This window comes from Halanaerobium saccharolyticum, from assembly GCF_004362045.1.
Classification (GTDB): Bacteria; Bacillota; Halanaerobiia; order Halanaerobiales; family Halanaerobiaceae; genus Halanaerobium; species Halanaerobium saccharolyticum_C.
On the sequence record NZ_SNWX01000006.1, the window covers coordinates 90,710 to 115,999 of the forward strand.

General features: G+C 33.9%; 47 protein-coding genes. 43 read left to right on the top strand and 4 right to left on the bottom strand.

What is annotated here, in order from left to right:
* Positions 1 to 111: 111 nt before the first annotated feature.
* The gene (locus DFR79_RS05715) at positions 112 to 1,314 is read left to right on the top strand and encodes a pyridoxal phosphate-dependent aminotransferase (protein WP_133514535.1); all 1,203 of its coding nucleotides are present in this window, start codon (positions 112 to 114) and stop codon (positions 1,312 to 1,314) included.
* A 364-nt stretch (positions 1,315 to 1,678) separates the two neighbouring features.
* Here the strand turns inward: DFR79_RS05715 and DFR79_RS05720 are convergent, their stop codons facing one another.
* The 4 genes from DFR79_RS05720 to DFR79_RS05735 form a co-directional block, all read right to left on the bottom strand.
* Positions 1,679 to 2,812 carry a tyrosine-type recombinase/integrase gene (locus DFR79_RS05720; protein WP_133514536.1) on the bottom strand — a complete coding sequence of 378 codons (1,134 nt, stop codon included), beginning with the start codon at positions 2,810 to 2,812 and terminating at the stop codon, positions 1,679 to 1,681.
* 115 nt (positions 2,813 to 2,927) lie between these two features.
* Positions 2,928 to 3,800 carry a zinc ribbon domain-containing protein gene (locus DFR79_RS05725; protein ID WP_133514537.1) on the bottom strand — a complete coding sequence of 291 codons (873 nt, stop codon included), beginning with the start codon at positions 3,798 to 3,800 and terminating at the stop codon, positions 2,928 to 2,930.
* A gap of 49 nt (positions 3,801 to 3,849) precedes the next feature.
* Positions 3,850 to 4,182: a hypothetical protein gene (locus DFR79_RS05730; RefSeq protein ID WP_133514538.1), complete on the bottom strand. Its 333-nt coding sequence runs from the start codon at positions 4,180 to 4,182 to the stop codon at positions 3,850 to 3,852.
* Positions 4,183 to 4,195: 13 nt separating this feature from the next.
* Positions 4,196 to 4,603 carry a helix-turn-helix domain-containing protein gene (locus tag DFR79_RS05735; RefSeq protein WP_133514539.1) on the bottom strand — a complete coding sequence of 136 codons (408 nt, stop codon included), beginning with the start codon at positions 4,601 to 4,603 and terminating at the stop codon, positions 4,196 to 4,198.
* Positions 4,604 to 4,757: 154 nt separating this feature from the next.
* On the opposite strand from DFR79_RS05735, the gene DFR79_RS05740 reads away from it, so the two are divergent.
* The 42 genes from DFR79_RS05740 (at position 4,758) to DFR79_RS05905 (ending at position 25,283) form a co-directional block, all read left to right on the top strand.
* Positions 4,758 to 5,003, top strand: coding sequence for a helix-turn-helix domain-containing protein (locus tag DFR79_RS05740; protein WP_133514540.1), 246 nt, complete (start codon positions 4,758 to 4,760; stop codon positions 5,001 to 5,003).
* Between the two features lie 16 nt (positions 5,004 to 5,019).
* Positions 5,020 to 5,793: an ORF6N domain-containing protein gene (locus tag DFR79_RS05745; RefSeq protein ID WP_166637980.1), complete on the top strand. Its 774-nt coding sequence runs from the start codon at positions 5,020 to 5,022 to the stop codon at positions 5,791 to 5,793.
* 19 nt (positions 5,794 to 5,812) lie between these two features.
* A complete protein-coding gene (locus DFR79_RS05750; RefSeq protein WP_243727723.1) occupies positions 5,813 to 6,136 on the top strand; it encodes a helix-turn-helix domain-containing protein in 324 nt (107 codons plus the stop codon).
* Positions 6,137 to 6,208: 72 nt separating this feature from the next.
* Entirely contained in the window at positions 6,209 to 6,736 is a 528-nt protein-coding gene (locus DFR79_RS05755) for a helix-turn-helix transcriptional regulator (RefSeq protein ID WP_133514543.1), read from the top strand.
* A gap of 98 nt (positions 6,737 to 6,834) precedes the next feature.
* A complete protein-coding gene (locus tag DFR79_RS05760; protein WP_166637981.1) occupies positions 6,835 to 7,062 on the top strand; it encodes a hypothetical protein in 228 nt (75 codons plus the stop codon).
* A gap of 13 nt (positions 7,063 to 7,075) precedes the next feature.
* On the top strand, positions 7,076 to 7,270 hold the full coding sequence (locus tag DFR79_RS05765) for a hypothetical protein (protein WP_133514545.1): 195 nt from the start codon (positions 7,076 to 7,078) through the stop codon (positions 7,268 to 7,270).
* Between the two features lies 1 nt (position 7,271).
* Entirely contained in the window at positions 7,272 to 7,508 is a 237-nt protein-coding gene (locus DFR79_RS05770) for a hypothetical protein (RefSeq protein WP_133514546.1), read from the top strand.
* Entirely contained in the window at positions 7,508 to 7,630 is a 123-nt protein-coding gene (locus DFR79_RS16395) for a hypothetical protein (RefSeq protein ID WP_279512868.1), read from the top strand. The genes DFR79_RS05770 and DFR79_RS16395 overlap by 1 nt, the downstream gene beginning before the upstream one ends.
* Positions 7,611 to 9,257: a hypothetical protein gene (locus DFR79_RS05775; RefSeq protein ID WP_133514547.1), complete on the top strand. Its 1,647-nt coding sequence runs from the start codon at positions 7,611 to 7,613 to the stop codon at positions 9,255 to 9,257. Before DFR79_RS16395 ends, DFR79_RS05775 begins: the two co-directional genes overlap by 20 nt.
* Positions 9,250 to 10,107, top strand: coding sequence for a hypothetical protein (locus DFR79_RS16075; protein ID WP_166637982.1), 858 nt, complete (start codon positions 9,250 to 9,252; stop codon positions 10,105 to 10,107). Before DFR79_RS05775 ends, DFR79_RS16075 begins: the two co-directional genes overlap by 8 nt.
* A complete protein-coding gene (locus DFR79_RS05780; RefSeq protein ID WP_166637983.1) occupies positions 10,100 to 10,897 on the top strand; it encodes a PD-(D/E)XK nuclease-like domain-containing protein in 798 nt (265 codons plus the stop codon). The genes DFR79_RS16075 and DFR79_RS05780 overlap by 8 nt, the downstream gene beginning before the upstream one ends.
* Before the next feature lie 176 nt (positions 10,898 to 11,073).
* Positions 11,074 to 11,961, top strand: a complete 888-nt coding sequence (locus DFR79_RS05785; protein WP_133514549.1) for a Lin1244/Lin1753 domain-containing protein — start codon at positions 11,074 to 11,076, stop codon at positions 11,959 to 11,961.
* Positions 11,879 to 12,640, top strand: a complete 762-nt coding sequence (locus DFR79_RS05790) for an ATP-binding protein (protein ID WP_133514550.1) — start codon at positions 11,879 to 11,881, stop codon at positions 12,638 to 12,640. Before DFR79_RS05785 ends, DFR79_RS05790 begins: the two co-directional genes overlap by 83 nt.
* Entirely contained in the window at positions 12,633 to 12,995 is a 363-nt protein-coding gene (locus tag DFR79_RS05795; RefSeq protein ID WP_133514551.1) for a hypothetical protein, read from the top strand. The genes DFR79_RS05790 and DFR79_RS05795 overlap by 8 nt, the downstream gene beginning before the upstream one ends.
* A gap of 4 nt (positions 12,996 to 12,999) precedes the next feature.
* Positions 13,000 to 13,185 carry a hypothetical protein gene (locus DFR79_RS05800; protein ID WP_133514552.1) on the top strand — a complete coding sequence of 62 codons (186 nt, stop codon included), beginning with the start codon at positions 13,000 to 13,002 and terminating at the stop codon, positions 13,183 to 13,185.
* Between the two features lie 9 nt (positions 13,186 to 13,194).
* Positions 13,195 to 13,446: a hypothetical protein gene (locus DFR79_RS05805; protein WP_133514553.1), complete on the top strand. Its 252-nt coding sequence runs from the start codon at positions 13,195 to 13,197 to the stop codon at positions 13,444 to 13,446.
* Positions 13,446 to 13,577 carry a hypothetical protein gene (locus DFR79_RS16400; RefSeq protein ID WP_279512869.1) on the top strand — a complete coding sequence of 44 codons (132 nt, stop codon included), beginning with the start codon at positions 13,446 to 13,448 and terminating at the stop codon, positions 13,575 to 13,577. The genes DFR79_RS05805 and DFR79_RS16400 overlap by 1 nt, the downstream gene beginning before the upstream one ends.
* A gap of 52 nt (positions 13,578 to 13,629) precedes the next feature.
* Positions 13,630 to 13,824: a hypothetical protein gene (locus tag DFR79_RS05810; protein ID WP_133514554.1), complete on the top strand. Its 195-nt coding sequence runs from the start codon at positions 13,630 to 13,632 to the stop codon at positions 13,822 to 13,824.
* Positions 13,796 to 13,933, top strand: a complete 138-nt coding sequence (locus DFR79_RS16080) for a hypothetical protein (protein WP_166637984.1) — start codon at positions 13,796 to 13,798, stop codon at positions 13,931 to 13,933. Before DFR79_RS05810 ends, DFR79_RS16080 begins: the two co-directional genes overlap by 29 nt.
* The gene (locus DFR79_RS16405; RefSeq protein ID WP_279512870.1) at positions 13,926 to 14,057 is read left to right on the top strand and encodes a hypothetical protein; all 132 of its coding nucleotides are present in this window, start codon (positions 13,926 to 13,928) and stop codon (positions 14,055 to 14,057) included. Before DFR79_RS16080 ends, DFR79_RS16405 begins: the two co-directional genes overlap by 8 nt.
* A 12-nt stretch (positions 14,058 to 14,069) precedes the next feature.
* Complete coding sequence (locus tag DFR79_RS05815; RefSeq protein WP_133514555.1) at positions 14,070 to 14,288, top strand: hypothetical protein; 219 nt, start codon at positions 14,070 to 14,072, stop codon at positions 14,286 to 14,288.
* Between the two features lie 72 nt (positions 14,289 to 14,360).
* Positions 14,361 to 14,768 carry a hypothetical protein gene (locus tag DFR79_RS05820; protein WP_133514556.1) on the top strand — a complete coding sequence of 136 codons (408 nt, stop codon included), beginning with the start codon at positions 14,361 to 14,363 and terminating at the stop codon, positions 14,766 to 14,768.
* Positions 14,768 to 15,394: a dCTP deaminase gene (gene dcd / locus DFR79_RS05825; RefSeq protein ID WP_133514557.1), complete on the top strand. Its 627-nt coding sequence runs from the start codon at positions 14,768 to 14,770 to the stop codon at positions 15,392 to 15,394. The genes DFR79_RS05820 and dcd overlap by 1 nt, the downstream gene beginning before the upstream one ends.
* A 9-nt stretch (positions 15,395 to 15,403) precedes the next feature.
* Complete coding sequence (locus tag DFR79_RS16085; RefSeq protein WP_166637985.1) at positions 15,404 to 15,550, top strand: hypothetical protein; 147 nt, start codon at positions 15,404 to 15,406, stop codon at positions 15,548 to 15,550.
* Between the two features lies 1 nt (position 15,551).
* Positions 15,552 to 15,698, top strand: coding sequence for a hypothetical protein (locus DFR79_RS16090; protein WP_166637986.1), 147 nt, complete (start codon positions 15,552 to 15,554; stop codon positions 15,696 to 15,698).
* On the top strand, positions 15,698 to 15,832 hold the full coding sequence (locus DFR79_RS16410; protein WP_279512871.1) for a hypothetical protein: 135 nt from the start codon (positions 15,698 to 15,700) through the stop codon (positions 15,830 to 15,832). Before DFR79_RS16090 ends, DFR79_RS16410 begins: the two co-directional genes overlap by 1 nt.
* Positions 15,832 to 16,089, top strand: coding sequence for a hypothetical protein (locus DFR79_RS05830; RefSeq protein WP_133514558.1), 258 nt, complete (start codon positions 15,832 to 15,834; stop codon positions 16,087 to 16,089). The genes DFR79_RS16410 and DFR79_RS05830 overlap by 1 nt, the downstream gene beginning before the upstream one ends.
* A gap of 2 nt (positions 16,090 to 16,091) precedes the next feature.
* Positions 16,092 to 16,322, top strand: a complete 231-nt coding sequence (locus DFR79_RS05835) for a hypothetical protein (protein ID WP_133514559.1) — start codon at positions 16,092 to 16,094, stop codon at positions 16,320 to 16,322.
* Positions 16,323 to 16,525: 203 nt separating this feature from the next.
* Positions 16,526 to 16,753, top strand: coding sequence for a hypothetical protein (locus tag DFR79_RS05840; RefSeq protein WP_133514560.1), 228 nt, complete (start codon positions 16,526 to 16,528; stop codon positions 16,751 to 16,753).
* Positions 16,754 to 16,756: 3 nt separating this feature from the next.
* Positions 16,757 to 17,623 (top strand): 4Fe-4S cluster-binding domain-containing protein, encoded by an 867-nt coding sequence (locus DFR79_RS05845; RefSeq protein ID WP_133514561.1) that lies wholly within the window; start codon positions 16,757 to 16,759, stop codon positions 17,621 to 17,623.
* The gene (locus DFR79_RS05850) at positions 17,607 to 17,927 is read left to right on the top strand and encodes a hypothetical protein (RefSeq protein WP_133514562.1); all 321 of its coding nucleotides are present in this window, start codon (positions 17,607 to 17,609) and stop codon (positions 17,925 to 17,927) included. The genes DFR79_RS05845 and DFR79_RS05850 overlap by 17 nt, the downstream gene beginning before the upstream one ends.
* Positions 17,917 to 18,267: a single-stranded DNA-binding protein gene (locus tag DFR79_RS05855; protein WP_133514563.1), complete on the top strand. Its 351-nt coding sequence runs from the start codon at positions 17,917 to 17,919 to the stop codon at positions 18,265 to 18,267. The genes DFR79_RS05850 and DFR79_RS05855 overlap by 11 nt, the downstream gene beginning before the upstream one ends.
* Positions 18,260 to 18,748 carry a DUF5651 domain-containing protein gene (locus tag DFR79_RS05860; RefSeq protein WP_133514564.1) on the top strand — a complete coding sequence of 163 codons (489 nt, stop codon included), beginning with the start codon at positions 18,260 to 18,262 and terminating at the stop codon, positions 18,746 to 18,748. Before DFR79_RS05855 ends, DFR79_RS05860 begins: the two co-directional genes overlap by 8 nt.
* Positions 18,745 to 19,191: a DUF1064 domain-containing protein gene (locus DFR79_RS05865; protein ID WP_208107501.1), complete on the top strand. Its 447-nt coding sequence runs from the start codon at positions 18,745 to 18,747 to the stop codon at positions 19,189 to 19,191. The genes DFR79_RS05860 and DFR79_RS05865 overlap by 4 nt, the downstream gene beginning before the upstream one ends.
* Positions 19,192 to 19,375: 184 nt before the next feature.
* The gene (locus DFR79_RS05870) at positions 19,376 to 19,732 is read left to right on the top strand and encodes a hypothetical protein (RefSeq protein ID WP_166637987.1); all 357 of its coding nucleotides are present in this window, start codon (positions 19,376 to 19,378) and stop codon (positions 19,730 to 19,732) included.
* The gene (locus tag DFR79_RS05875; RefSeq protein WP_133514566.1) at positions 19,725 to 19,970 is read left to right on the top strand and encodes a hypothetical protein; all 246 of its coding nucleotides are present in this window, start codon (positions 19,725 to 19,727) and stop codon (positions 19,968 to 19,970) included. Before DFR79_RS05870 ends, DFR79_RS05875 begins: the two co-directional genes overlap by 8 nt.
* Positions 19,971 to 19,985: 15 nt before the next feature.
* Positions 19,986 to 20,165 (top strand): hypothetical protein, encoded by a 180-nt coding sequence (locus tag DFR79_RS05880; protein ID WP_133514567.1) that lies wholly within the window; start codon positions 19,986 to 19,988, stop codon positions 20,163 to 20,165.
* The gene (locus tag DFR79_RS05885; RefSeq protein ID WP_133514568.1) at positions 20,165 to 20,650 is read left to right on the top strand and encodes a hypothetical protein; all 486 of its coding nucleotides are present in this window, start codon (positions 20,165 to 20,167) and stop codon (positions 20,648 to 20,650) included. The genes DFR79_RS05880 and DFR79_RS05885 overlap by 1 nt, the downstream gene beginning before the upstream one ends.
* 782 nt (positions 20,651 to 21,432) lie before the next feature.
* Positions 21,433 to 21,882: a terminase small subunit gene (locus tag DFR79_RS05890; protein WP_133514613.1), complete on the top strand. Its 450-nt coding sequence runs from the start codon at positions 21,433 to 21,435 to the stop codon at positions 21,880 to 21,882.
* Positions 21,883 to 21,889: 7 nt separating this feature from the next.
* On the top strand, positions 21,890 to 23,155 hold the full coding sequence (locus DFR79_RS05895; RefSeq protein ID WP_133514614.1) for a PBSX family phage terminase large subunit: 1,266 nt from the start codon (positions 21,890 to 21,892) through the stop codon (positions 23,153 to 23,155).
* 15 nt (positions 23,156 to 23,170) lie between these two features.
* Positions 23,171 to 24,511, top strand: coding sequence for an anti-CBASS protein Acb1 family protein (locus DFR79_RS05900; protein WP_133514569.1), 1,341 nt, complete (start codon positions 23,171 to 23,173; stop codon positions 24,509 to 24,511).
* Entirely contained in the window at positions 24,498 to 25,283 is a 786-nt protein-coding gene (locus DFR79_RS05905; RefSeq protein ID WP_166637988.1) for a phage head morphogenesis protein, read from the top strand. Before DFR79_RS05900 ends, DFR79_RS05905 begins: the two co-directional genes overlap by 14 nt.
* Positions 25,284 to 25,290: the final 7 nt, after the last annotated feature.

Consider the following 25,290-nt stretch of genomic DNA (forward strand, 5'->3'; position numbering starts at 1 on the left):
GGGGCTTATAGCCTTCTTTTTTTTTAAAAACTTAGGACCAAACTCAGGTACCAGGTCCATTAAAACGATTTCGGTATCTGGTACCAATAAATATATTAATGGGGTGTGAAGATGAAATATTCAGCAAGAATTGCCAAAATTGAGGAGTCAAAAACAATTGCGGTTAGTACTAAAGCAAATAAGCTAACTGCAGCAGGGGAAGATGTGGTTAGCTTTGGAGCTGGAGAACCAGATTTTCCTACACCAAATTTTATTAAAAAAGCTGCTGTAGAGGCTATGGATAAGGGGTATACCGGATATACATCTGCTTCCGGTTTACCAGAATTAAAGGAAGCAGCTGTTAACAAATTTGCTTCGGATTATTCATATAAATATTCTACTGAGGAAGTTATTGTAGGTAATGGTGGGAAACAAATACTTTTTAATGGATTATCAGCTATTTTGGAAGCGGGAGATGAAGTCTTAATTCCAAAACCTTACTGGGTCTCATATCCTGAGTTAGTTAAACTTGCAGGAGGTACTCCTGTATTTATAGAGACAAAGGCGGAAAATAAATTTAAACTTCAGGTATCCGAAATGGAAAAAAATTTAAACGAAAAAACTAAAGCAATTATTATTAATTCTCCTTCTAATCCAGATGGACATTTTTATACTTCATCAGAATTAATAGAATTACTTGATTTAGCAGTTAAAAAAGATTTATTTATTATCAGTGATGAGATATATGATAAATTACTTTATGATGGCAGAGAATTTAAATCTATGATTGAACTGTTCCCGGAATACAAGGATAGATTATTAATTGTTAATGGGATGTCTAAATCATATTCGATGACCGGCTGGCGGGTTGGATTTGGTTTTGCCAATGAAAAGTGGATCAGTTCAATGGCCAAAATTCAGAGTCATACAACCTCTAATGTTAATACAATTGCTCAATATGCAAGTGCAAAAGCTCTGGCCAATGATGATTTAGAAATAATTATAGATGAGCGCAGAGATATTTACCAGCAAAGAAGGAATTTAACTGCGGAGCTGCTGGCAGAAATTGAGGATTTAGAAGCTATTAGACCTGCAGGAGCTTTTTATTTTTTTATTGATATTTCAAAACTTATAGAAAAAAAATATAAGGGAAAGAAGATTGAGGGTTCACTTTCATTTTGTGATTTACTTTTAAAAGAAAACAAGGTGGCCGTGGTCCCCGGTATAGCTTTTGGTATGGATAACTTTATCCGGATTTCTTATGCTTTAGGAGAAGATCGAATCAGAGAAGGTATTAAAAGAATAGCAGATTTTGTTAGTATAATTAAAGCTTAGTTTTAATTTGTTATTTAAAAATTTGCTCTGCAGGCAGCTCGCAGGCAATTAGAGTTAGAGTCTAAATTATAGTAAATAAAAAAGAGCCCTTAAAAAGGCTCCTATCACTGCTATATTAAAATGGTGCGAAAGGAGGGATTCGAACCCTCACGGTCGTAAGACCACTAGACCCTGAATCTAAATTAGCGGGGTTTCATACAAAACTATAGATATTTCAAACCTCTGTTAGTTCCATTATAGCAGGGGTTTTATTTTTTATATATTCTTAAATTGTCAGCAAACATTTATTTTATGCAGGCAGCTCGCAGGCAGAGATTTTATCTAAATGCAAAAGTGGTGGCCAGGTGGGGACTCAAACCAAAAATTAAAAAATATCGTCTAATTTATTCACTGCTGAATTTTTACTTTTATCAGAAACATGGGTGTAAATATCAGCTGTAGTGGACCTTAAAGTGTGACCTAAAAGTTTTTGAATGGTTTGTATATCCTGTCCATTTTCTTTTAATATTGAAGCAAATGAGTGCCTTAGGCTGTGGAATGTATATTGATCCATATCTGCAGCCCTTGCATATCTTTTAAAAGCATGACTAATAGAGTCTGGATCTGGAGGAGTGCCATCTTTTCTGGCAAATACTAAGTTATTTTTATTATAATTCTTTAACATTAGCTCAGTTTTGATTTGAACCTGCTCTTTTTTTATGTTTCTTAAAAGATTATATACTTTTTTTGAGAAGGGAACACTTCTAACCAGGTTGTTTTTAGTAGTTTCTTGAATAAAAGTCTGGCCGCTGGTCCTAAGTAAAGATTGCTTTACAAGTATTGTTCTGCTATCAAACTCAATCAAATCCCATTGTAAACCTAATATTTCTCCTCTTCTTAAACCAGTTCTAGCTGCAAATTCAAATAATCTTCTATAATACTTATTATCCACTGTCTTTAAAAATCCTTCTAATTTTTTTGAATTCATATATTTAGCTTCTTTAGTTACTTTTTTAGGCGGATCTACAAGTTCGGCTGGATTTATCTTAATCATTTTCCATTTTAAAGCGTTACTAAAAGCTTTGTGCATGATTGAATGATGGTATCTAACAAATCTATTAGAAAGACTTTCTCCCGTTGTCAAATTCCCCTTTTTAAGTTTATGATCATAGTAATTTTCTAATAATATTGGTTTATCTATTAACTCTCCCAGAGTATATTCACCAAGAATAGGGAGTATATGTCTTTCAATTACATGTTTATAATTTTCATGAGTAGAAGGTTTTAATCTTTTTCTATGATTTTCTAACCAATCTAAAAGAAAATCTTCAAGCTTTATTTTTCTTCCTTCAAAAACACCGCTTTTTATTTCTCTTTCCATTTTATTCATAATTTCTTTAGCTTTATCTTTCTTAGCATTAACAGTTTTATAAATAAAATTTCTTTCACCATCTGGATCAGATTCCAACTCTATGACAATTTGATATTTTTTCTTACCTCTTTTCCTTAAATGAGACATAACAAATCCTCCTTATCTGTTGTTATATTTTCACCACTGCTTTAATTATGTGATTATTTATATACATTTGTTCGCTTAATGTGTAAAAAGAGAAGCCCCGAAGGGCTAAGTTATTTTAATTAAAAGTAACTCTATATGATTTCTCAATAATTTTATTTTTTTGATTTTTATTTTGCAAAGATTTTCTCTCAATAACATTTTCTCCAGTAATTAACCTATTGTTTTTTCCATATTTATCAATTACATTATCTGGTTGCTCAAAGGGATAAAAGCCAATATCTACAAGTAAATTACCATCGACAAATTCAGATATATCTATTTCTTTTTTGAGCTTTCCATCTTTAACTTTAAAATCTCCGCTAGTCATAGAAGCTATTTTTAAATCAAGTCTTTTCTTCATTTCTTCATCTTCAGTCATTTCCCAAGTTATATCATCTAAATTTTCTACTGTAACATTATAAGTAATTAAAGCACCGTCAATTAAATTTGTATTTCCTTCGATTATCAATTTATTATTTTGAGCATAAATATTTGGATCTATAAAAACTTCAATTTCTTTTTTCTCTTCATTATCTCCAAAAATTTTATGCAATGTAGATTCTTTGTTAGAACCCTCACTTTTTTGAGTTTGCTCTATTTTTGTATTAGATTGTTTTGGTTGATCAGTAGGACTATTCTCTACATCTTCCCCAAAAACAAGACCTAAACCTGCTAATATTACAATCACTGCTGCAAAACTCATAAAAGACTTTAAACATCCACCTGATTTGTTAGAAGAGTTTAATAAATTAGGATCGGAATCCTTCCCCATATCCTCAAAATCTAAATCCTCATCATCTTCAGTATTTGCATCTGGCTTATCAATTTTTTTATCTGGTTCAGTAACTTCTTCAGCACTATCTTTATTTAATTCCGCACCACAGCCGCTACAAAACTTATCATTTTCATTAACTTCACTTCCGCATTGTGAACAATAAATAACAATCACCTCTTATTTGTTGTATTTTATCGACATTTGTCGAATGTATGTTCGTTTTTTAACCAAAAAAATTATTAACCTTCTTTTTTGCAAACTGATCAGCTTTGTTTTCCATTTCAGTATGTTGCATATCAACACCAACTATGTAACTAACTTCAGGCAGATCATAAAGTATATGCTCTATTTCATGCAAATATACCTCCTTTTGAAGTTCTAAAGTTATGTTCTTGTTGATTATAACATAATAATTATTAAAAGGCGAAAAATAGACAAAGCCATATATTCGAGGGCTTAAAGATAAAAATTCTTGATATATATTATTTTCTCTAGCCCATTCCTGATAATCAATGTATGTACGCTGCAGGGCGGTGCGAACTTTTTTATCTGTCATTCTAGCACCTCATTTAATTATTTTTTCTTTCATTCTCATTTATAGCATTCATAATCCTAATCATTTGCTTGATATCTTCATCAGTCATATCTTTGCTTTGCTTAAATAAAAGTTTAAGAGAATCTCTTTTAGATATTTGCTCCCATATTTCTTTTAACTCTGGATCATTTGATAAAGCATTCTCAATTTTTTTATCTTGTTCTTCATTATCTAAATAACCAGCAACTTTGAGTAATTTTTTATATGAAACACCAAGAGGCCCTGACAATTTTTTTAATGTATCAGGAGAAGGTTCTCTTAAACCTCTTTCAATTCTAGAAATATGAGAGTTGCTAACTCCTGATTTATTTTCTAAATATGTTAAAGTCATATTATTTTTATTCCTTAATTTTTTAATGAAATCACCGATATTACTTGTCATTTATCTGCCTCCTAGCATAATTTTATAAAACTTATTGCCTACTGTCAACAAATAAATATTACCTATTGGCAGATTTTTTCTTAAAATCTCTTGACAACTGGCAGAAAGTAATCTATAATAATAATTGCCAGCAGTCAGAAAGGAGGTAATTTTAATGGCTAGAATACATCTTAAAAAAGAAGTTTTAGAAAAATACATGGAAGAAAACAATTTTTCGGAGCAAGATTTAGCAACTGAGCTAGACTTAGATTACACAACTGTTTACCGAGTTTTAAGGGGCCAAAGGAATGTTGGACCAAAATTTGTTGCTAAAGTATTAACTAATACCGGGTTTGAGTTTGAGGATATTTTTTTTACTAATGATTTGCCAGCTGGCAGAAAAAATAATCATTCTGCATAAAAAAAGGAGGCCAATAATGGGAAAAGTTATTAATATAAACAATCATGATTTAAAAGTCAAAAGATTTAATGATGAAAGAATTATCACTTTTAGGGAAATTGATACAGTGCACGAAAGAGTTAGCGGAACTGCCGGTAGAAACTTTAGAGATAATAAAGAATATTTTATTGAAGGTGAAGATTACTTTGAATTAAAAGGAACTGATGCATATAATTTTGCGACGACGTATAACATCGGCACAAATCCTTCGAAGGTTAGAAACCTAATTTTAATAACTGAATCTGGATATTTGTTAATAGTGAAAACTCTCCAGGATGATCTAGCCTGGGAAGTACAGCGGAAATTAATTAAAAATTATTTCAGAGCTAAAGAGATTGTGCAGCAGCCTAAAAATGAATTTGATTTAATGAGAAGAATGATTGATCAGATTGAATCAGCTAAAAAAGAAGCTAGTGAAGCTAAAGAACTTGCCGAAAATATTAAAGATACTATTATCCAGACTGATGAAGACTGGAGAAGATGGGTAAATAAACAAGTTAATAAAATTGGATATGAGAGAGGTGGAGAGTACCAAAAAGTAAGAAGAATGAGTTATGCAATGTTGGAAAATAGAGGTCATTGCAGATTGGAGGTGAGGCTTAATAACTTAAAAGAAAGGCTAAGAGAAGCCGGTGCTACAGAAACCAGAATCAATGATGCCAATAAATTGGATGTAATCGGAGACGATCCAAGGCTTAGAGAAATTTATAAAACTATAATAAAAGAAATGTCTATTAAATATTCAGCTTAAGGAGGTAAAAGGTTTGGGAATGCTAGAACAGATTGCAAATGACTTAGAAACATTAAAGGAAAAGTTAGAAAGTATTCCGGCTTCAGGTGTGGGGCCTTCACCGGAAATGGAGAGCAAATTTAAAGATAAGGAGGGATTGAAAGACTTTGAAGCAGCGGAGTATTTAGGAATTAGCAAATCTTCAATTTTGAGACATAAAGAACAACTGCCTCATGCTTATCTCGGCAGAAGATTAATATTTCCTAAATCAGCTTTGAAGGAGTGGCTAAAAGAGAAATCAATGGAGAATGTTGAAAAGGATATTATTGAAAAGGAAGATTATATACTTAAGAAGTTATCTTAACTTAATTATATCGCTGGCATTAATTTTAATTAATTAAATTTTGTGAATAAAAAACTACAAAGGAGGAAAATTATGAGGACTTTAGGAGATGCTATTAAAGACGCGGTGGCTGCGAAAGGTTTAACTCAAGAGCAGGTTTCTAGACAGGTAGGTATTGATAGGACAACACTTTCTAAGTACATGAATAATCATGTTGATGTACCAAATGATATTAAAAGAAGCCTTGTTAGTTATCTAAGTGACCCAGTATTAAGAATAAAGTTTTACGGAACTACTTCTTCAAATATTGTTTTTGATAAAGCACATTTAGAATTTTATAAGTCAGGTCTTAAAGCTATTGAGGAATTTAAAGAGGCAATCGAGAGTATAGAAGAAGTTTTAAATTTTGCTTATAACATCAATTCTGAAGAAGAATTAACTGATGATCAGATGGAAAAGTTTGAGAAAATGCTGGATGAAATCGAGGATGCTAATCACGCTTGTGACATGGTTGATATAACTGCAGCTGAACTTGGAGCTGATTTAGATGCTAGAAATCGAAGGTGTTATAAGAAGTATAGAACCAGAGGATACTTAGAAGAGTGTGAATATAATGGGTAGTTACAATAAAACAAAAGAAGAAAAAAACTATACACTTTGTAGAGATTGTACAGAAAACCCAGATTCTTGCAGTAATGATCCACTTGAATGTAGAAAAGATGAAAATGCTCAACTGTATTTTGAACTTTATGAAGAAACTTTTACTAAAATTAGGAGGGGGAGCAATTAAATTTACATTTAAGCTGAAACCACATGAAGTTGGTAGTTTAATGAGAATTGTAGCAGTTCAAATTAATGATAATGAGGAAGTGATCAGCGAGACTGATGTCGGGTATATAGAAGGGAAATATGCAGATAGGATTTCATTTAAGGAGATGACTGACTGAGGAGGAAAAACAATTGAAAATAGATATTAGTGTATCTGAGGAAATGACTATTAAGAGTTCATTACAGATGAGACTGGCTAAACTGAAATCAAGAAAACATAAAGATGATTATGTAAAAAAAGAAATTAAGAAAATTGAATTGTTATTGCAGAAACTAGACAGAGAAGATGAAAAAGAAGCTAAGCGAATTATGAAAATGGAGGGATAACATGGGAACAGTTAGAGAATGGCAGTTATTCATTATGGGTTTGTTGTGGGGATTGATACTGTTTAGATTTGCACCGAGTTTTTTTAAAGATTTAAGAAAAATGTGGTTAGAAATCAGAACAAATGAAAAAAACCCAGCTGATGGCACAGCTGAGCGAAATAAGAAAAATATTACTAAATATAGTATAACAAATTCTTGCACAGATTTCCACTCTCAGAACTTGGAAAAGTGGTCATAATGCTAAATTCACTTGTCTGGCTCAAAGAAAATGTGGAGGATAATCAGGAATTAAGAGATTATGTTGACTGGATTAACTGGAAAAGAAAAAAGGAGGATAAAAATGAAAATCAAAAAAATTAAAATAAGCAATTACATTGGAATAGAAGAGTTTGATTGGGACCCATCACCAGGCATTAATATTATCGAAGGCCCGAAAGGAACTGGCAAATCTAGTATTACTGAATCAATTGAGAGAGTTTTTTCTAATAATCAAAGAAGAACAGAAGTTATCAGACACGGAGAAGATGAAGCTTTATTATTTGTTGCCACTGATGAAGGTTTAGAAATTGATCGCAGACTTAGAAATGATAAAAGTGATTATCTTAAATTACAAGGCGACATGATTTCAAAATCTACAGAAGGCCAGCTGAGGAAGTTTTTGTCGGGAGATATATTTAGGCCACTTGATTTTATAGATTTAAAAATTTCAGAGCAGACAGAAATTATACTCAGTATGATAAAAATGGATTATTCTGCAGATGAAATCAATGGCTGGTTTGGTGAAGATGTTTTGAGCAACATTAACACCTCTAAACATCTGTTACAAATTCTTAAAGATATTGAGAATAAATATTATAAAGAGCGCCAGGAAGTCAATAGGCAAATCAAATCGCTCGAAGCTCAGGTGAAAGGGATTGAAAGAGAATTGCCGCCAAATTATGACGGTGAAAAGTGGCAGAATGAAAAGGTTCAGGAATACTATGATAAAGTTTCAAAAGCCAGAGATATTAATCAGAAAATAGATAAAGCTGAATCAATTCGAGAAAACTTTGAAGATAGGATTGCTAAAATTAAGGCAGAAGGCCAGTCAGAGCGGAACGATATTCGGGAAGAGTATAGAAATAAGAAAGAGGAAATTAAGGAGTTAATCGAACTTAAGAAAAATAAGATTGAGCAGAAAAAGAAAGAAATTGTCGAGGTTGATAATCAGCTAAAGACAGATAATGAATTGGTTGACGATTGGCTGCAGAAGGAAATTGAGATATTGAAAGCTAAAGCAAAGCAAGAAAAAGAAGAAAATGAGGAGAATGCTTCTAATAGAAAACATGAAATAAACGAAACAATTCAATATCAAAGAGAAAAAATATCAGCTAAAAAATCAGAGCTTAACGGTTTAGATAATCAGTTAGAATTAGAGCTTAAGTCAGTGGATCAGGAAACTGCACAGAAAATTGAAAATCAAAAAAACAGCTTAGGCTCAGCTAAAGATTTTCTAGATAAAAAAGAAAAGATTGATATTAAACCACTACAGGATAAAGCTGACGAAGTCGCTGAAATGAGAGAATACTTGAACGAGTGGAACAGAATGGTTGACATTAGAGATGGGAAACTTGCTAAGAAAAAAGACTACAGCGATCATCTTACTAATTTGATTGAGATAGCAAGAGAAAAGCCTGGAGAACTGTTAAAACAACATGAACTGCCACTGGAAGGTATTAGCGTAGATGAAGAAGGATTAATCAGAATTGATGGAATTTTACTTGATGGTCTATCGGATGGAGAAAAGATAGAAGTAGCATTCAAGATTGCTTTGCAGCGTATGGGAAGATTGAAAGTTATGTGTTTAGATGGTTTTAATAATTTAAATCAATCAGAGCAGCAAAAAATATTAAGTATGTGTGAAGAAAATGATATTCAGGCTTTTGTAACAATTACCAAAGATACTGAAGATGGAAAACGAAAAATAAGGAGTGGGAATAATGAGTAAAAACGAAATGAGTTTACAAAATCAAGGAAAGCAGTCAGCAGTTCAAGGAATGGCATCATCAAGACAGGCGCAGGAAGTACAGGCAGCTATGGTTGTTGCAAAAAGATTCCCTCGCGACGAGGAGCAAGCTATGAACAAAATCATAAATGCTTGCACTCGGCAGAGTCTGGCAGAACAGGCAACTTATGAATATCCTCGTGGCGGAACAAAAGTTAAAGGGCCATCTATTAGGCTTGCAGAAACCATGGCTCGCAGTTGGGGTAATTTGGACTATGGAATTATTGAGTTAGAGCAAAAAAACGGCTCTTCAGAAATGATGGCTTATTGTTGGGATTTAGAGACCAATACCAGAGAAACTAGAATATTTACTGTTAAGCATGTCCGTGACACAAAATACGGGAAAAAAGAACTTGAATCAGCTCGAGATATTTACGAAATGACAGCAAACATGGGCGCTAGAAGAATGAGAGCCTGCATTCTAGGAGTTATACCAAAGCACGTTGCAGAGGAAGCTGTTGACCAAGCTGAGAAAACTCTTGCTAATAAGAACGGTCAGTCATTGGAGCAAAGAATTGAAAAAATGGTTAACGCTTTTGCGGAGCTTGGAGTTAATCAAGAAATGTTAGAAGAAAAAATTGGTTGCAAGGCAGCCGCATTTACTCAAAATGATGTTTTAAAGCTCGGTAGAATATACAGAAGTATTGAAGATGAAATGGCAGGAGTTGAAGATTTCTTTGATTTCGGTCCGGAAGAGAAGTCGCCTTATGATCAGGATGAAAAAGAACCAGAGGATGACTTTGCAAAAGATGTTGAGGATACTATTAAGGAGAGTGAAAAAAATAATGCTTAAATTAACTGATGAAAATTATCATTCAAAAAAAGCAAATTCTGAATATATGTCAGTCTCAACTTTCAAATCATTTCTGCCCTGGTACTCATATGGTTGCGAGGCTAAGGCTGTAGCAAAAATAAATGGAGAATGGGAAGAAGAACCTAGTTCAGCAATGCTCATGGGCTCATATATTCACGCTTGGGCCGAAGGTAAGCTTGACAGTTTTATGGCTAACACTCCCGAATTATTCAAGCAGAACGGTGGGTTGTATGCCAAATATAAACATGCTGACAAGATGATCGAGACTATCAAAGATGATGATTACATGATGAAGGTGCTGCAGGGCGGCAAGGAAGAAATAATTACTGGGGAGCTCTTCGGAGTTCCCTGGAAAGCAAAAGTTGATGTCTTGAATGATGAATTTCAGACCTTCACAGATTTGAAAACTACCCGAGAAATTGGCAGAGATTATTATAATGAACACGCTCAGGAATATCAAAATTTCATTAATTACTGGGGTTATGATATTCAAATGGCAGTCTATGCAGAACTGATTAAGCAGCAGAGGGAGCTTGATAGTTATTACATGCCTCATATTGCAGTAGTGGATAAGCAGGACCCGCCAGATAAGGCTGTAATCTATTTTGGGACTGATTGGATACAGGATAAGCTGGAAGAACTTGAAATAGTCGCTGAAAGAGTTGTAGACGTCTGGGCAGGAAAGAAAGAACCACACAGATGTGGAAAATGTGATTACTGTAGATCGACAAAAAAGATTACTGAATCAATATACTGGAAAGATTTTTAGTAGGTGATTAAATGCCATGGGAAGTTACCCTTAGTGTTAGAAGCTCAGAATGCCCTTTTTATGAGGAGGATAAACCATTCAATTACAGGTGCGGCAATAAGAAAAATGAAACAAGTTGGAGAATTATAAACGGGATATGCCAAAAAGAATTTTGCCCGGGTAAGGTAGGTGATTAGATGGCAAGGCCAAAAAAGCAAACTGTAGATTACTTCCCTCACATAATTAAGCAAGGAAAAACAATGACCATATTAGAAAGTAAGTTCGGGAATGATGGTTATGCTTTCTGGTTTAAATTGTTAGAAATATTAGGATCTACTGAAGGACATAGTTATCGTTACGAAAACCCCACTGATATAGAGTTTTTATGTGCAAAAACCAATGTCAGTCGGGAAAAGGCAGAAGAAATACTAAATTTGTTAGCTGACTTAGATGCAATTGATAAAAAATGCTGGGAAAATAATATCATTTGGTCCGATAACTTTATTGAAAATGTGGCAGATGTGTACAGTAAAAGAAGTTGTGGAGTACCCCAAAAACCTGTTTTCGATACCGATAACCCGAATGATAAAGAGTTTTCGAATCAGAAACCCGAAAGCAAAGAGGTTTCCGGTGACGAAAACCCACAAAGTAAACTAAAGGAAACTAAACTAAAGGAAAGTAAAGATAGTTCGTCGGAAAAATCCGACACAGAGTCTGACGAATTTTCTCTAAACAAAAAAGATAATGGCCGTTATGATTACCCAAAAGATTATGAGAGATTATATTCGCTTTATCCTTATAGCCGGGGTAATAAAAAAGCTGGCTGGAGAAAGTGGGCAGCTACCAGGCGAAAAGGTGTTGAACAAGATGATTTGATTGAAGCGGCTAAAAATTATGCAGCAAATTGCAAAAAAGATGGCACCGAAGAAAAATGGGTGATGCACATTAAGACATTTTTGGGTAGAGATGAACACTGGAAAGAATATTTAGGAGGTCAAGACTATGGAGGGGAACATAAAGAATCTGGTGGAGAAGAAGAAAAAGGAAGTAAATCAAAAGAAGAATTCGCAGCAATGTTCAACTGATAAGTCTAATTTAATAAGCAAAGAAAGGCAGACTGAGTTAATTTGTGAGTCAATGCTTAAGAAATTTAAAGTCCCTAAGCGTTTTAGAAATAAAGGTTTCGATAATTATGACACCGATCAGGGAGATGAAAAAGCTTTTAAGGCAGTAAAAAATTATGCAGATAATTTTGAAGAGCATTTCCAAAAAGGTCATTGGTTAATTTTAACTGGAGGTTATGGTTTAGGAAAGACTCATTTAGCAATAGCAACAGCCAAAGACTGCTTAAATTATTTCGCTGCCAAGGAAGCTGAAAGGTCCAGGAGTACAATTTATAGCGGAATGGGGAAGGTGATGTTCATTTCTAGCTCAGAAATGATACAGGCAATCAGAGACAGTTATGATTCTAAAGTAAAAAATGAGCAAGAGTTAATGAATAAATATAAAAATACTCCATTTTTGATAATAGATGATCTTGGCACTGAAAAATCTTCTGAATGGCAGCGAGAGAAAATGTATATAGTTTTAAACCACAGATATAATGAGCTGCTGCCAACTATAATCACAACTAATTTAGATGCAGGTGATTTATTTAGTCATGTTTCTGAAAGAGTTGTCGAGAGAATGATTGAAGCAGCTGGCAATGGTAAATACTTATTAAACTTTGAGGGAGAAAGTTATAGGAGGTTAAAAAATGGATAAAATGAAAGAATTATTTGAGAAGATGGTTAACATAACTTATCAGGCAAGGGCCCAGGGTGAAATTGGAATGGTGACAGGTGATCGTATAGATAAGGTGGTTAAGGAGTATGAAGAATACTGTAACCGGGAAGAAAGGGAAAAATTAGTTTTGGAGGCTAAAGATATATTAGATGAAGTTCATAAAGATTTAAGCACTAAAAATCTCGAAACTGTAAATAACCTTATTGATATAGGCGATAAAATCAATAAATTTGAAGGCCCGGCAATAAAAGATGCAGACAGAATAATCAAAGATTATGGTGGCATGGAGAAGCTATTAAAGTATAGTGGAGCAGATTTGTATAAGAAAGGGTGATTGAATGGAAGATAACAAAATAAAAGTTAATTTAAGTTTAGGTCATTCTGAATTGTATGAGAGGTATTGTATTAATTGCAAGTATGATTTCAAAAATTCAAGAGTAAATATTAAATATTTAGATAGCTGTCCAAAATGCGGGGAGCCAGTAATGCCACCATTAAATTTAATCAAGGAAAGCATTTTTTAGGAGGTCAAAATGCAAGAAATTAAAGTTACATTAGGTAATCTTTATTTAAAAGAAGAGGTCGAGAAAGGTAATTTAAAAAAATTTGATTATGATTATGTTAAAGTTAGAAGAACTGAAATTATATATATTAAAGAATATAAAACTATTGATGGTTACACTAATGGAATAGAAAGCAAATTACCAAAAGAATTATTAACGGAAGAAGTAGCTAAATCATGTGTTAAAAGTTATTTAGAAAATAAACTTAAGGAGCTAGAATAATGGACTTAAAAGAAAAGCTAATGGAAGATCATCCGCAGTTAAGTGAATATCAAATAGATCAGATCATTGAGGATGCCGAAAGGAAGGTGGATGCTGATGAGAATAATCGGGGCGAAAACAGTCAAAACTAGAAAAGTACACAATTGTGTAGGTTGCGAAAGGAATATTCCAGCGGGCACAAAGATGAATGTTGTTACTTATACGGATGGTGATATATTTCATGCTTATTGGTGCCCTGTCTGTCAGCATATTTTAGATGAAACACTAATTGAAGATGAATTTATTCCAGAGGGTGAGGTAAGAAACGGAAATCGAGAATACTGGGAAAAAATTAGACGGGAGGTTGAAGATGGCAAAGGAAAAGAAATTTGCCCTTGATGTTCCAGAAACTAGAATAGATGAAGAAAAACTGACTAAATATATTAGACAAATAGTCAGGGAAGAGGTTGAAAAGTATTTTGAAAGGAAGGTGCCAGACTTTGAGTGAGTTAGTCGCATTTTTTATTGGTGGATTTGCAGGAATGATGATATTAGGTGTTTTTGCAGTAGACAGTTATCAGAAAGGTTATGAGGATGGCATGAAAGATGGATTAGATAAGGATAGATTTTAAAAAGGAGGATACATGGGGAACTTAATAATTGGTTTTCTTATTGGGATTGCTTTAACTTATATTATTCTTGATCAGCAAATTAGCGAGCAAAGAAAATTGATAGAAAAATTAATTAAAGATTCAGTTCGGGAAAAGCAAAAAACAAAGCATTATCGCACTTCTTTGAGATTAGAGAGACAAATATATTCTGAAAGTTTAGCTAAACAAATTAAGGAGGTTAGTGATGGATAACATTTTTGGTTGGATTTTAGTATTAGGGGCATTTATTTTGATGGCTATGACAAGGTAATTAAGGGGGATAAAATGAATATTAAAGAATGCAAAGCTGGAATGACAGTCAGAGCTAAGAAAAATATATCGGCGAGTGTTAGTAAAGGGGATGAAGTAAAGATAATTTATGCTCAGGAATATCCACCTTTTATTGACATAGATAATGGTGAAGTGATTGTTCCGGAGCGTTCACCTGAGCACTTTGAAAAAATTGATGATGAAATTAGCATGGTAAATGAATTGGTTGATGATTTTATTGAAAGCAATCCTGATTTTAAGGAGATAACAGAAGAAATACAAATGGTTGCAAAGAAAAAAGAAAAAGAATTACTGGAGGATGATTATAGCAAAGAAGAAGTTAGGAAAAAAGTTGTTGAAGAAATTGCAAGACTGACGATGCTAAATTTCGGCAAGATAATTAAATCTTTAGGAGGCAAATAATGATTTTACCAGATAACATGATCAGACCGTTAAGAGATAATATAGAACCATTTGTGGAGGATAATTTACAGCCGGCATCTTTGGATATAACTTTAGGAGATAAGTTTTTAGTTGAGAAATTCAAAGGTAGAGTAATGGACCCGACTGTGGATAAAATGGAATATAGACCCGTAGCCGTTGAAGAAAAGCTGCTTAAACCGGGTGAATTTGTTTTAGGTGCTACTCAAGAGTTTATTCATGTGCCCGATAATTTGACCGCAATGCTTGCCGGAAAATCTACTATTGCCAGATGGGGGATAAGGGTACATATAACGGCCGGGTGGATTGATCCGGGCTACAGAGGTAAAGTTACTCTTGAGATAGTTAATGATTCAAGCAACATTATCCAGCTGCATCCAGGCATGTTGATCGGGCAGTTAGTATTTTTAGAAATGAAAAAGAAACCAGATCAGGTTTATAGAGGTAAATACCAGGACTCTATGGATGTAGTTGGGGCCCGGAAAGAGAAGAAGAAATTTAAAAAGACAATCATTACAATGCATGATAATCAAAGTGCAGCAAATGATGGGGGATTTGACAGAGATGTCGGAAGTGACTGCGATTCCGGGTTATGCCCGGTTAGATAGGAGGGTAAAATGCTAGAAGGTATTGGAGAGGCTTTTGAATTTTATATCAAAGCACTAATAGTAGTCGGTGTATTATTTGTACCAATGGGGCTATGGAAATGGATAGAAGTTATTATTTGGTTGGTTGATAATATAAGTATTCAGATTGGAGGGTGAAGTGGATAACTTAAAACCGGAATTCAACTATAATGGTGGTAATCAAAAAGGCGAAAAGTTGGAAATATATTATGAAGGTAATGAAATTAAGATTGAAGTTTTAGAAAAATTAGGAGAATTTGTTGAATGGTTTGAAGGGAGGAAATAATGGCTAAAGAAACGATGGGTGTCACTTATCAGGAAAAAGGTAGGAAAGTTAAAGAGACAATAGATATTAGCAATATGAGTGCTGATGAAATGTTCGAGGAAGTCAAGCGGATAACTGGGGAGGGTGATAATTGATGAATAAATTTAAGGAATTTTTAAATGATTCTATTCTTAAAGATCTATTTATTCATTATCTTCAAAATGAATTTGAATTTAAAATCACTGCTATTGGTGCTCATGATATTGCACATTTATACTCAAGAGAGCCGAATACTTATGAGACTAGGGAAAAAATTAGAAACGATTTTAGATACGGTCTTGCTATGAAGTACGGCCGAAATTACAAAAGAATGATAGAAAATGAAATAAAAAATCTTTTTGGAGTGATGTAATTATGGCCATTTATACCAGTGTCGAAGAAGGTGTTGCTGATTTAATCCCTTTGTCAAACAAGATGGTAAAAAGCCCGTGGTATTTAAAAAAAGAAGAGATGGAAGCCTTGAAAAAATGGCTCGATTCAATAGTTAAAGAAAAGGGGAAAAGAACTACTTTTGTTTATGACAGAAAGTATATAGAAATTATGATGTGTTATGAATCATTTATGGGACCAGCTAGAATGGACTGATAAAACTAATATCAAGTTTATAGCTCACCATTTTAGTAATTCGGAGCATGAAGTTAAAGCTGCTATAAACGAACTAATAAGACATGGATATATATTTGCTTATAAAGTTGAAGAAAATAGAGTCAGATTTGATTTGTTCAGATCTAAATTCAGAGCTAAAAATAAAAAATATGTTGAGGATTTATTATAGGAGATGATAAAAAATGATATTAAATAAGATGGAACCTAGTTTAAAAATTGAGGGAGTTTGTGATTGTGGCACCAAATTATTTTTATGCACAGCACTTTCTGATTTCAAAGATAATAATGATAAATGTATTATCAAATGTTCTGATTGTAATAAAGAATTTGATATTACTAATATACCAATTATCAAAGTTAATAATTCAAAAAGTGGCATAGAAGTTGAGGGGATGACCAGAAAGGGGTAAGTTATGGATGAAAAAAATATAAGTGTATATTTTAAAGGAATTAAACTAAAGGGATTTAAGGTGGAGCCATTTACAGAAAAAGATATCGGCCTTGATCGAAAGGAGGAAGATTATTTATTTCATTGCCCGAATTGCAATACTAAAATTAATTTTACCCTGGTTGGAGAATATACTCAGGGCGAAATCGAAGAGCTAACCTGTAAAATTTGTAATAAATTTTATAAGGGTAAAGAGCTCGAAAAAAATTTAAAACTGCTTTATTCAGGTTTAAGTAAAGACAGAAGCCCCAGTTGTTGGGAATGGGAGGATGATGAAATGAAAAGTGCTAGAGTAATAATTACATTTGATTGCGATAAAAATTGCTCGTATTGTGTTAATAATTATAAGAGTGTGATTGATCAGGCTGTCGAAAAAGATGATTTAGATTTTGTCAAAAATTATGGAGAAATAATAATCACCGGTGGAGAACCAATGCTTTATCCGCAGGAAACATTAGACTTGATCAAAGAAATAGAAAAAATAAATCCTGATATTAAGATTTATCTTTATACAGCAAAGTGGCACCCGCTGCTTCAAACTATATTGCATCATGTTGACGGTTTAACATACAGTTTGCATAAAAATGCTAGCATGTCAGATGCTTTTGGTTTTAATACATTTCAAAGACATGTAGAGTATATGCACTCTGATAATGAAAATAAATCTTTTAGAGTGTTTATTCATAAAGATATAAAAGAAAGTTTTACTTTAATACCTAAAGTTTGGGATAGAATTAAAATCGAAGGCACTCAAGAAGAGGGAGAATGTGAATATTTAGAAGATGATTTAATAATTTTGAAAGAAGGTGTTTTAAGTGGAAGAAAATTTTAAATTAATAATTGATGACATTAGAGAGGTATTGCAAACTTCAAGTAGCGATTTAACTTTACCACCTGGAAAAGAAAACGAACCTATAGAACGAGCATTAAGCGAGCTATCAAGAATTGAAAATTTTGTCGATAAAGTTTTAGATGAGCATTTAGAAATGGACAAAGAATTTGAGGGTATAGCTGAAATGATTGAATATAGACCAGAAGAAGCACCGAAGGAAGTTTTAAACGAACTGCTAGATGACATTAAAGATATAGCAGATACTAATTATGGGAAATGGAGGAATGTAGAAGATGCTCAATAGAATAGTTTTAATTGGCCGGTTAACTCGAGATCCAGAACTTCGCTATACCAGCAATGGAACCCCGGTCTGTAATTTTACACTGGCAGTAGAAAGAAATTATACAAACCGAGATGGAGACAGAGATGTTGATTTTATAAACATCGTCACCTGGAGAGGTTTGGCTGAAAATTGTGCCAGGCACCTGGGAAAAGGTAGACTTGTTGGAGTGGACGGGTCCTTGCAGATTAAGAAGTCAGAGAATGATGGAAGGACCTACATCAATCAAGAAGTCAATGCGGATAATGTGAGATTCCTGGACTTTGCTAGAGATAATAACGGAGGGGATGCAGCCAATGCCTAAATTTTTAAGCAGACAGGATCAGAAAATTGCAGAGATATTGACTCATTTTAAAGCTTTTTATGAAAGCAAAATTGATGATTATGAAGAAAATGAAAAGATTGATAAGTCAACTAAATTTATGAGAACTATCAAAATGGCAAGGACCTACACTGGCAAAGTAGTCGACATGCTGCAGGATAGAATTACTAAAGACCAGCAAAATAATATTGATGAAATGGTCAGTCAGACTAAATTATCGCTTGATTATACTGATCAGGCCCGAAAGAAAAAGAAGAAAATGAGAAAGACTGATGATATTACCGCAATAGAAACAGATGATCTTTACGATATCATTAATTTTACTCTCTATAGTAACTGCAGAGGGTGCGACTTAGAGCCAGAGGATAAGCACAACTGCGATTTAAAAGAGTTGTTGATGAAATATGATATACCAGTAGTGCAGTCGGGAGAAATGGAAGAGAGGTGTCCTTTTGAGCAATGACTAGAGTGTTTATAAATTCAGAGGAAGATGCCAAAAAGATGGGGATACCTAAGGGAGAATGGGAACTAATCAAAATGGAAAGAAAGGAGCAAAATAAATCAACCAGGAAGAATAAATATAATAATAAAAAGCCACTTGTAGATGGAATAAAGTTTGATAGTAAGAAAGAGGCTAGGTTTTATGAAAATCTAAAGCTTTTAAAAGCAGCTGGGGAAGTGAAAGAGTTTGAGCTGCAGCCTAAATTTGTTCTCCTGGAGAAAAATAAGGACCGGGTGACTGGCCGGGGAATTAAATATATAGCTGATTTTAAGATAACTTATTCAGACGGATCAGTTGAGGTAGTGGATGTCAAGGGACATAAGACTCAGGTGTATAAGCTGAAAAAGAAGCTACTGCTTGCTAAGTATCCGGATATTAATTTTAGAGAGGTTGTGAATGTATAGTGTTAGAAATAATAACTTTTATCACAATTATAGTAATACCTGGAATAGCTCTTAATTTCTTAGCCGGTCTTTGTATTTATTGGCTCAAAAATGATAAAGATGATTTTGAAACTAAAGCTAAATTTATAGGAATAATTTACACTGCTTTGGTATTCAATATTTTGATTTGGAATGGGATAAAATTATGGGCCAATTAAATTTATTCAAAAGCAAAGAATTTAACATTAATCAAATTAAAGCTGAACCTATTTTCAAAAGAGAAAAATTCGCTGATTATAAAATTAATATTTTAGATGCAGTTAATGAGTCCGAAATTAAGAACTGGATTGAAAATCACAATGATCATAAAGAATTGAAAAACAGAATAATTAACAATCCTAATAAAGCTCATATCAGGATTAAACATGATGGAGAGGGGAATGTTAAAGAAATTTATTTGAAGGATTACGGCGGTGGGGATTTGTGCTGCATGAATTATAAAAATAAAAGTAGTTGGCCGAGATTACTTGAAATGATTAAGGGAGCTGATAAAGATGTCTGATTTAAAAGTTTATTGCACAAAAGATTGGTATTTTAGTTATTTGCTTACCGGCAGAGTTATAGCTTGTAGTCCAGGTACTAGAAATAATTTGTTGCTTGAAGATAGAGAGAAGCACAAAGATCTAAATGTGAGGTTATCAATTGATAAGAGAAGCCATGAAATAAGCGAAATTAATGAAGAATGGATGGGGAAAGAATTAAAGCCTGAAGGTAATTGGTACGACATCATAAAAAGATAATTGGAGCTGATCAGGATGACAATGGGAGAGCAGATAGAGAAAAAACAGCCTCAAATATATAATTTTCTGATTGATTGCTTTGATTTGAGTCTGAGAAAGACAGAGAGAGTAGAGCCGGTTGAATTTGCAGAGGATGACCCAGTGTTTGCAAGCTATAAATACATGATGGAAGCTAAAAGTGGGGTGAAGATGTAGTGGAGAACTATTGTTCAAGAGTGATTTTTGATTTTGTTAATTACCGGGAATATAAAAGCAGGTGTGAATACATTCAATTTGAAGCTGAAATAGATGGTAATTTTTTAGAAGATTTAGCCGGGAAGGGGCAGGGGATAGATTATTCAAGACCTAGAGTGCAATCTTCAAATCATTATGATCCGACAGCTCAGCCAGTTATGGAGTCTGTTGAAAAAGAGCAAGAGCTCAAAGAAGAGTACAAAAGAAAAATTAAACTTGTAAAAAGAGTGGAAAAAGCTTATAAGGGTTTAGATCCAATAGAGCAGCTGCTTATGGATATTAAGTATAAAACAGGCCGTATTGTTGAAGACAGCGAAGTTTATACTCACCCTAATTTCCCTTACGGTAGAACAAAATATTATGAGATTAAGGATGAAGCAATGGAAAAGGCAGCAAGAATTGTTGGATTTATAAAGAAAAAGAGAGAAAAAGTTGCAAATAATTAAAAAAGAACAGCTTGCGAACTGTTTGTGAACTAATGGCGAACACGAAGGCACAAAAAGTGTGCTATTATGAACATAATAAGCAATTATGTGAATTTAGGTAAACATTCACTATAATTTTCCTTTCTATTGAGGCCCCGGAATATATTTCTGGGGCTTTTATAATTCATTAATCGACATATACTGATTTAATATACTGGATTAGAAATAGGGGTAGCCATAGCCCCTAAAATCCTCCTTATTTTTCCTCGGCTATGATAATTGATATCTAGTCGAGGTTTTTGTTACCTCCATTATTAACCTAGAGGGTGGCTAATTAATGCTGCCCTCTAAAACAAAGGGGTTGTTAAATGTGTTTGATCCACCAGATCGTATAGAACAATATCTTAGAATTAATTTTCCTGAACATGTGAACGGATATAAGCAAGGTTGGTTGAAAGTGGAAAGAGTTGATCTAGAAAAAGATGGTCAAAATTTCTTTGTCAGTGAATGCTTTCACCTCTACACTAGAGAAGATAAATACAGCGAATGGGAATTATTTGGAACTGTAATTTAGTGAGAGGGGAGAGGGGGACTATAGGGGGAGTGGGGAGAGCAGGTTAGTTATATATTTATTTAAAAGTAATAGAGAATAATTATTATTTAAATTTATAAAGTAATAGGAGGTGTTGTCAGTGAAAACTTTGAGATGTATTGGTTTGAAAAATGATGGAAGCAGATGTACCAGAGAAAAAGAATTTGATGATGATCAAGCTCCAAAAGAATGGAGATGCTGGCAGCATCCAATAGAAAAAAATAAAGATTCTAGTTTAACAGAAAAACAGAAAGCTTTTGCTGATGAATATATTATCTCAATAAATGCAACTGATGCAGCAATAAAAGCCGGTTATAGTGAAAATAGTGCTTATTCAATTGGAAACGAAAACCTGAAAAAACCTGAGATTAAAAATTATATAGAAAAAAGGCTCGAAGAAAAAGAAGAGGCCAGGGTAGCCACCCAGGATGAAGTTCTTGAGTACCTGACCAAAGTAATGAGAGGGGAAGTTGAAGAAGAGACAGTGGTAACTGAGAATATTGGTGACTACATGAGTGAAGCTAGAGTTGTCTCAAAGAAGGTTGGCCCTAAAGATAGAAATAAAGCAGCTGAGCTTTTAGGTAAAAGATACTCACTTTTCAAAGATAACATAGACATAGATCTGCAAGGTGGAATTCAAATAATAGATGATATTGAGTAGTGATAATATGCAAAAGCAAACTAAACTTAGTGATCATGTTATACCGAAGTTTCATGATTTTTGGAAAGCTACCAAAAAAGATAAATATTTATATTATGTTTTAAAGGGTGGGAGATCATCTGCTAAATCGTCTCATATTGCTCTCAATAGAATCGTGGCCACAATTAAGAATCCGGTAAATGGTCTTGCTATTAGAAAACACGCTAAATATATGAGAGAGTCAATTTTTACTGAGTTTAAATGGGCTGCAAGGTTATTGAATGTTGATCATTATTTTAAATTTCAAGTAAGTCCAATGCAAATCATTTACAGGCCCAGAGGAAATAAAATATTATTTGCAGGTGCTGACGATCCAACAAGAATTAAATCTCTTTCTACTGAAGAATATCCATACACTTGGCTTTGGATTGAAGAGTTAGCCGAATTTAAAACAGAAGATGAAATAGCAACCATAGAAGACTCTATAGTCAGAGAAGAAACAGGCTTTGATTATAAAGTCTTTTATTCTTATAACCCACCAAAAAGAAAGACTAATTGGTGCAATAAAAAGTTTAATAGTGTTACTTTGCCGGAAATTTATTATGTTCACCATTCAGATTATAGAGACAACCCTTTTATAGCAAAGCAAACTTTGCAAAAAATAAATATTTTAAAAGAAGAAAACGATAGAAAGTATAGGCATACCTGGTTAGGTGAACCGATAGGGTCTGGGGTTGTTCCTTTTGAAAACCTTGAATTCAGAAAGATAAGCGATGAAGAAATAAAAAGGTTTGATAATCACAAACAGGGTATTGACTGGGGTTATGGAGCGGACCCAACTACTTTTGTTCGCTGGCATTATGACAGCAAAAGGAAAATTATTTATGCAATTGATGAAAAATATCAAATAAAACTAAAAATCGAAGACTTGGCAAATTGGATGATAAATAAAAAGTATCATAATCATATGAGTATTGCAGATAGTGCTGAACCCAGAAGTATTGCTCAATTAAAAGATTATGGGATAAAAGTAAAGGGTGCTGAAAAAGGACCAGGGTCTGTTGAACATGGTGAAAAATGGTTAGATGAATTAAATGCGATTGTTATTGATCCTAAAAGAACCCCTAATATAGCAAGAGAATTTGAAAATATAGATTACCAGGTTGATAGAGATGGAAATATCAAAAATAAATTAATAGATAAAGATAATCATACTATTGACCCTACAAGATATGCTCATGAAGACGATATGATAGTTACCGGAAAAGGTATTTATTCAGCTTATTCAAGTTAATGGAGGTGATACACTTTGGCAGAAAAAGGAGTTTATAACGTATTAAGACAGGATTTCATGCACTCTCAAAATCCTAACAGTTCCAAAGGTAAATTACTGGGGCCAAATGGTGATCCACTTACTCAACAGAGACCAAATGAAGGACCACCACTCTCTAATAAAGAAATAACAGCTCTGTATAAAAGCAATCGTATCTTTCAGAACATTGTAGATATACCAGCTGAGGATATGACAAGGGAATGGATATCAATAGAAGCCGACAAAAAGGTTAAGGAAGCTATTGAAAATAAACTGACTGAATTAAATGCTCAGCCTAAAATGCAGGATATGTGCAAATACGAAAGGTTGAGAGGTGATGGTTTCTGCAGTATTGGAGCCAGACAGGCCGGCGAATTGGAGCTTGAAGAGGAGCTAAACCCTAAGCAGCTGATTGATATTGATTATATTCACGCTTTTTCAGGAAATAAAATACATGACACTGATATTAATGAGGATATGTTCTCTCCGGAGTACGGAGATATTGAAAAGTTTAAGATATCTGGTGTTGGTGGCCAGGGAGAAAGAAAAATCCATAAATCAAGGCTATTGCATCTGCAGGTTAGAACTGTAGAGGATGAGGCAATGGGAATTCCGCTTATACAGTCAATATTTGACCCGTTAACTATTTTTGATAATGCAGCATGGTCAGTTGGCCAGTTGCTTTATTCTTTGGTCTTTAAGGTCCTTAAATCAGATGGAGTCGATATAACAGACACTGAAACCAGGCAGAAAGTACAGAGTCAGCTCGAATTTGAGTTTAATACTCTTTCACTTGCACTAATTGGCCCAGAGGATGAGTTAGAATTTAAAAGTCCTACAGGTTCATTATCTAGTTTAAAAGATATGCTTGATTTTGTCTGGGACTATTTAGCCGGTGCTGCAAGAATGCCTAAGAGTCATATCATGGGCCAGCAGCAGGGTACAATTACGGGAGGACAGTTTGACAGCTTAAATTATTATGCAAGAATTGCTGGACTCCAGGAGAACTATTTAAGGCCGTTGATAGAACAGCTAATTAATCTGTTGTTTTGGGCTAAAGACAGCGGAGTTGGCAGTGGACGAACTGATCCAGACGGTAAATACTCAATTTCTTTCAATCCACTTTGGAAGCTAGACAAAGAAACTGATGCTAATATTAGAAAGACAGTCGCTGAGACTGATGCAATATACATCAAAAATCAAGTTTATACAGCTGATGAGATAAGAGAAGAGCGGACCAGTAAAAGCAGTTTGATGGAAAAGTTAGACATGTCAGATGAAGAAACAATAGAGCTGGCCCACAGAGTGAAGGAGGCACATGAAAATGCCACTTCCTAGAATACTTTTTCCAGCTAATCATGCAGTTGATTATTATGAAGACCTGCAGGATATAATCGAAAAAATGAATAATGATGTCATGGATTTTGTTGATAGGAAAGTCACTCCATATTTACGGAGGAATGACTCTTATAAAAAAGACAGCGAAATGGATGACATAATACAAGGCCTTGAGGAGCTGAAAGAATCAGCTATTACTCGGGCCTTTTCTGATGCAACAGCAAAAAAGTTAGCTGACAAATTCTCTAAAAGAGTTAAAAATCACACCAATAACGAGGTTAAAGAACAGATCAGATCAGTTATTGGAATGGATCCTCTCAAAAGAAACCAGCAATTAGAGGATGCAGTAAAGGCTGCAGTATCTGAAAATGTTAGTTTAATTAAATCAATTCCGGAAGAGTACCATAAACAGCTGGATACTATTGTGCTGCAGGGGGTGAGATCCGGAGAGAGTATAGACGATATCAAAGATAATATACAGGATATCTATAAAAAAACAGATAGCAGAGCTAAATTTATTGCAAGAGACCAGGCAGGTAGTATGCTGGGTGACTTTACAAAAATAAGGCACCAGGAGCTCGGACTTAAAGAGTTCATCTGGAGGGATTCAGATGATATTAGGGTCCGGGATGAACATGAAGCATTAAACGGGCATAAATTTACCTGGGAAGAAGGGGCCAATGGTCTTTTCCCGGGCAAGGATTATAACTGTCGCTGTACTGCTGAAATTGTTGAACAAGAATTGGAGCAAATGTTTGGAAGAGCAGCATAGAAAGGGG